Below are 5199 nucleotides of genomic sequence, written 5' to 3'. Positions count from 1 at the left end.
ACCCAGAAGTCCTTTTTGGGAAGCTAACGTGACATAACCTAGTATTCATTGCAAGTTTATGGGTAATTAAATGCCATCCTTGGTGGTCATAACAAAACCTAAAAATCATTCGCGAAGGGTATATTGTATCAACTGTAGTATTAAGTACTTAGTACTAATATCTTGCAAATTTCTGGTTGCAGGTTATGTATTTTTCCATAGACTCTTATTTGCGAGATTCTATCCTCGTTACCCCGCTAGTGGTGCCTTGCCAATAAATACCTCCTTCACCAGCATTGCCTGCAGTTTGCAATGTATCTTGAAACAGTCCTGCACCAATAAAGTTCTGTGAAAGCGTCATTCCTGTATTTGGATCTATCACAGTAAAGTGAAAACTGTCCATATTAGTAGTTTTGTATTTACCCAGTATGTGTTTTCTTTCCACGGTATAGATTAATTGATCAGATGTGGATAGCTTAGGCACAGCACTGGATCGTACAGCATTTTTCCAAATCACATCACAGCCACTTTTATCTTCACGTACATCTACCCGTATCATTCCTCCTACAAAATCTGCTGTTTCAGGTATTGCTTTACCAGCTCCTTTGGGAACTGCAGGATATGGATACCCATAAGTAGATGCTACGATAACTGTATTTCCAACGCCTATAGCTGAGTTTTCAGTACCAGAAGAGTTTTTATCAAAAAGTCTTTGTTGACATATCAGCTTCCCTTCCACAGTAGTAGCATCACGAACGATAAGAGAAATTAAATTATCCGCATTATCGCTAATGGTCACATATTCGGTACCAGTGTTTGGGCCAAAAAAGGTAGGGGTAGCGCCTGTACCATGGCTAAGTTGGCCAGGTTTTCGATGGGTACCTGCATTGTATGTATGACGCCATTTAATTACAGGATTTCCCAATTCATCTTTTTTCAATAAGTAGAGCGCTCGATCAGTCGCAATAGCAGCACGCCGACCAGAAGCTGTTGAAAAAGAGTTATGTATTAATTCATTTTCGGCCAATTTCACAGTTGATATATTACCGGTCTCAGTATCTAAAACGCCAACCACAGACTGTTGAGATACAAACCATATTGCACTATCTTCGTCGACACTTAAACTAACTACACCATCACAGGATGGACTACCACAATACTTTGTGATCGCTGAGACCAGAGACACTTTGGAATCAATAGTTAAATCCCAATTTTTACCTAGAGGGCCTGATACTAAATCAGCTCTTATACGAATTAAGTCATTTTTTCCATCCACCATGACTAATCTATCCTGACTATCTAAGTAGGCATAAACACCTCCTAATAGCGTTCCAGAGTTTAGCTTGAGGTTTGCCATGGAGAATCCATTATCTTTATTCAAAATTCGGATAACAGGACTACGATCAAGGTATGCAGTACATAACGCCATTGGATTACCATCTGTACGAACTAGTACTGTTGGGCATGCCGAAATAAAAGCTCTAGAGTGATATGTAATATTGCCCACTCCAGGGCCTGCTAAAGGTGTTGTATCAGAGGACCTAGTGTCACCATGCATACTAGAAGCCCCTTCAAGTCCTATATTTAAATTAGATGATGAATATTCGTAAAAGTAAGCACTAGCAAATTTTGAGTATGCCACTATACATAACAGTGCCATCCATTGTTTTTTAACGTTATTTATCTTCATAGTTTTTTGTAAGTGATTTATGAAAAGTGTAATATTTAAAGAGTTAACATAATATCATTGCTTAAATGTTACGTATTTACATTTGTTTTTAGTTTTTTATTCTTGTTAATAAATATAGTTGTTATGTAGTGTTAAGGATGACTTTAACACCTATGACGCAGTAGACAGTAGAAGATAAAATACACAAGGCAAACCTGATCAAAAGTTACCCAGTGTTATGGCGCTCATACCAGAGATAGGCGCCTGGGAATACATCACAAACCGTATTCCATGGACGAGTTAGTAACTACTTCATCAAGAAACCCAAGACCAAATGAGTCAAGCAGCCATTGCTGAACAGAGCACTGAGGCACCAAAGTTATAGAGGTGATGGGCTCAATAAAGCTACACTCAGGTGGTACAGCTGAATTAGCAGCAATCGATAATTTAAAGGTAGCTATAGACAACGATAGTCATACTGTCGTGGGTAACGATATGCAGGAGCACATTAACGGCATACACAGCCTGGCTAAACTGAAACAAGTCACTCAAGTAAAAGATGGCGGTAAGGTCTGGCTGAGAAATGAAAGTGATAATGTACTGCAACTGCTGTCAGAATTTATGGATGTTGTTGAGCAGGTCTTTTATCCACCCATGGGTATACGTCTGCTGGAACGACCAACAAGCTTAAGCTGATACAACAAGCGATTATAGTAGATCAAACAAATACAGCATTAATTGGTATGTTGTACTTGTATTTATATACAAAACATATTGTACAACTGTTGATATATTTATAAAGAAAATTTACTTCACGCTTTTAAAAGCTGACCGATTAAATAGGTTTTAACTTGGTGGGCTTTTTTGTATTTACAAATTTATACATTATTTTTTGTGTGAAAAAATGCCAAAAAAATAAAAAGCAATGACATATCTTCTTCGCTCCCAGAAATGGTAAGTATAACTATTTAATAAGGTGTATTTTTTATGATAAATATCTTAAAGAAGGTGCTTATTCCTTTAAGTACAACAAGTGTTTTATTTATTTCATCGGCTGTTTTGGCAGATGAGGAAGTATCAGTTAACAAGCTAAATACTAACGCTAGTGGCTTTGAATCAAGCGAGTATTGTAAGGATGGACAATCGCTAATTGATTTAAAAACTGTAGCAAAAAATATTAGTGGATACTGTAATCTGATTGATAAAACTGATCGGTGGGCAATAGTTAGACTGGCAGGAGAAGCTTCTATTTCTGGTAGCGGCTATGGTTGTGAGATAAAACTAATAGATAGCCGTAACTTGGGGCATGGACTATGTGGAGTACCCAAGCAACAGAAAAAAGTTGAAGGTGAAACCTGTCCTAGCAAAATGAAACATGTATCATTTGAAGACGTATCTCAAAATCTCAAAGAAGTATGTGAATCACTTGGCGAGTGGGATATTGTTCGTATAGGTAACAGAGGTTCAGTAACAGGCTCTGGTTATGGATGCTCATTAAAAGTAAACGATAGTAAAAATTTAGGCCACTCATTATGTATGGATGAGTAAAATAGATTTTATTTCGATATGTAAATTGTATAGCTAATATGTAGCTCCCTTTTGTAAGTGATGCTTTTCAAAAGGGAGTATTAAGTTGAATAAAGTAATGCCACTATTATCTTTAGGTAGTGAAAGACTGTGGTAAGGTCTGGTTTGGAAATGAAATTGATAGTGTACTGCAACTATTTTCTGAATTTATGGAGTTGGTTGAGCAGGCTTTTAGATCTTTCTATGCATGGCTACACGCCTACCGGGCCTACCAATAAGTCTAGCCTGATACAACAGGCTGGCTCAGTAAATCAGCAGAATATTGACTTGAAAACGATGCTCTAAGTTGGGTCTTTATAGTAATCAAACACAGATTGATATTCACCATTAGATTTAATTGCTTCTATTCGGTTGTCAAAATAGTCTCTTAAGTTTTTGCTTTTAAATCCAGCTCGCTGATAAATAGGTCCACCAAAAATACGGTGAATTTTGTATTTTTTAGTTGTATCAATACCTTTCAGAGCAAGCTTGTTTTTCATCCATAAAAAAATAGCGAGGTCACAAATTAGTACATCAGTTCTTTTTGTCCAAAACATTTTGTTTTGGTGGGACTGTAAAGGTACTTCAAGCCATCTATTACGGTTTTTTTTAGCAAGCTTTTGGTATTCAGGACCTAATAATTTGGGGGCGCCCTCCCAGGAAACCAGTGATAAACCATCAAGGTCATGAATAGTTCTTATATTTAGCTTTTTCTCTTCTAAGGTTATTGCTACATCATCAAAAGGCAGGTAGTTACTGGAGTAGTATAAATTCTTATATTTTACATGTGTGATAGTCGAAACGTCGATTTTAGATGATCTTAGAGAGTAGTCTATCTCTTCATTTTGTAGTGGAATAAATTTTAGTTCAAACTTTTGCTCATCGAAAACCTTCTTTAAGATATCTATAATAATTCCTTTATCTTGAAAAGAGTAGGGTGGCTTACTTTTCGGTATTCCAATCGATAAAGTATCTTTAGCATATGTGGTGAATGACAAAAGTAGTAAGAGTAGTCCAGCTTTCATTTTGCTTATCTCTACATCATCCTGATAGGTGTAAGTAAATTTCCTAAAGCTTACACTATAAATAATAGCAAGCTTATCTTTGTTACTCTGTTACAGATATTTTACTTATTCTAATGATCGGTTGGCAGGGAATAACCAGCCTCAAGCCCTCTATATATCTGACTTCTAATCTCCTGAAAGGGCATTAGTCCGCTTGTTGCTCTTATCTATCTAACTGTATTAGTGGTATCTAATTTACTGTCATTAAGACAACAAATCTGCCCCGGAATCCAGAAGAGTGGAAAAAGCACTTATCCTCTCTTTGGGTTTTGCGTCACAAAAGTTTTGTGCAATTGAAAAGAGTGCAGTAATCTAGCTCTAGAACATGCTATGTATGAGGTTTAGGTGTTAACTGCTAATTTCACAAAATGCAAAAAACTGAAAGGAAGTTCAATAAAGTGAAAAGTAATGCAATGCCTGCCAGAGGAAGTCATTTGATAAGCCTAAACGGCTTGAAATATAGTTGAGATCAGCTAATCCAGAGTTTCTATGGAAGGCAATTCAAGCTTTGTCAGTAGTTGATGATAAAGAGATATTTTAAATAATTAAAAATTTGTTGGTAGATAATAACCAATATGTGCTCAATGATGGCAAAATCTGTTTGTTTATATTAAAGCCCAAAATTAGGTAATCTTAGAGTCCTCTCAGATAATGCCTAGTAATATACCCAATGCGAAGGGTTTTTAGGTGAGGCCATCAAGTGACGAAGCCTCATGAGCCTATTGAAATAGGTAATTGGGGTGAGAAACGAAGACAGTTAAATGCTCCTGCATAAACTGCATTCCCACCATCCTTGGCATTTAATTACCCACAAATTTGGGCTAGCTCAAAGCCTGCCTTCAGTTCATATATACCCATAACGAATCATTTTTAGGTGTAACTGAGTACCTAATCTGCAAACTCAGCTAATCCATTACCCAT

4 protein-coding genes are annotated in these 5199 nt (G+C 36.6%); 2 read left to right on the top strand and 2 right to left on the bottom strand.

Annotated features, from left to right (window positions below; genetic code table 11):
- Positions 1-205: 205 nt before the first annotated feature.
- On the bottom strand, positions 206-1669 hold the full coding sequence (locus ORQ98_RS28865; RefSeq protein ID WP_274692293.1) for a hypothetical protein: 1464 nt from the start codon (positions 1667-1669) through the stop codon (positions 206-208).
- Positions 1670-2038: 369 nt separating this feature from the next.
- On the opposite strand from ORQ98_RS28865, the gene ORQ98_RS28860 reads away from it, so the two are divergent.
- Positions 2039-2344, top strand: coding sequence for a hypothetical protein (locus tag ORQ98_RS28860; RefSeq protein WP_274692292.1), 306 nt, complete (start codon positions 2039-2041; stop codon positions 2342-2344).
- A 291-nt stretch (positions 2345-2635) separates the two neighbouring features.
- Positions 2636-3196, top strand: coding sequence for a hypothetical protein (locus tag ORQ98_RS28855; protein ID WP_274692291.1), 561 nt, complete (start codon positions 2636-2638; stop codon positions 3194-3196).
- 320 nt (positions 3197-3516) lie between these two features.
- Here the strand turns inward: ORQ98_RS28855 and ORQ98_RS28850 are convergent, their stop codons facing one another.
- Positions 3517-4239, bottom strand: a complete 723-nt coding sequence (locus tag ORQ98_RS28850; protein WP_274692290.1) for a substrate-binding periplasmic protein — start codon at positions 4237-4239, stop codon at positions 3517-3519.
- Positions 4240-5199: the final 960 nt, after the last annotated feature.

Source organism: Spartinivicinus poritis (genome assembly GCF_028858535.1).
In the GTDB taxonomy this organism is placed as follows: domain Bacteria; phylum Pseudomonadota; class Gammaproteobacteria; order Pseudomonadales; family Zooshikellaceae; genus Spartinivicinus; species Spartinivicinus poritis.
This window is presented reverse-complemented; position numbering and strand designations above follow the sequence as displayed.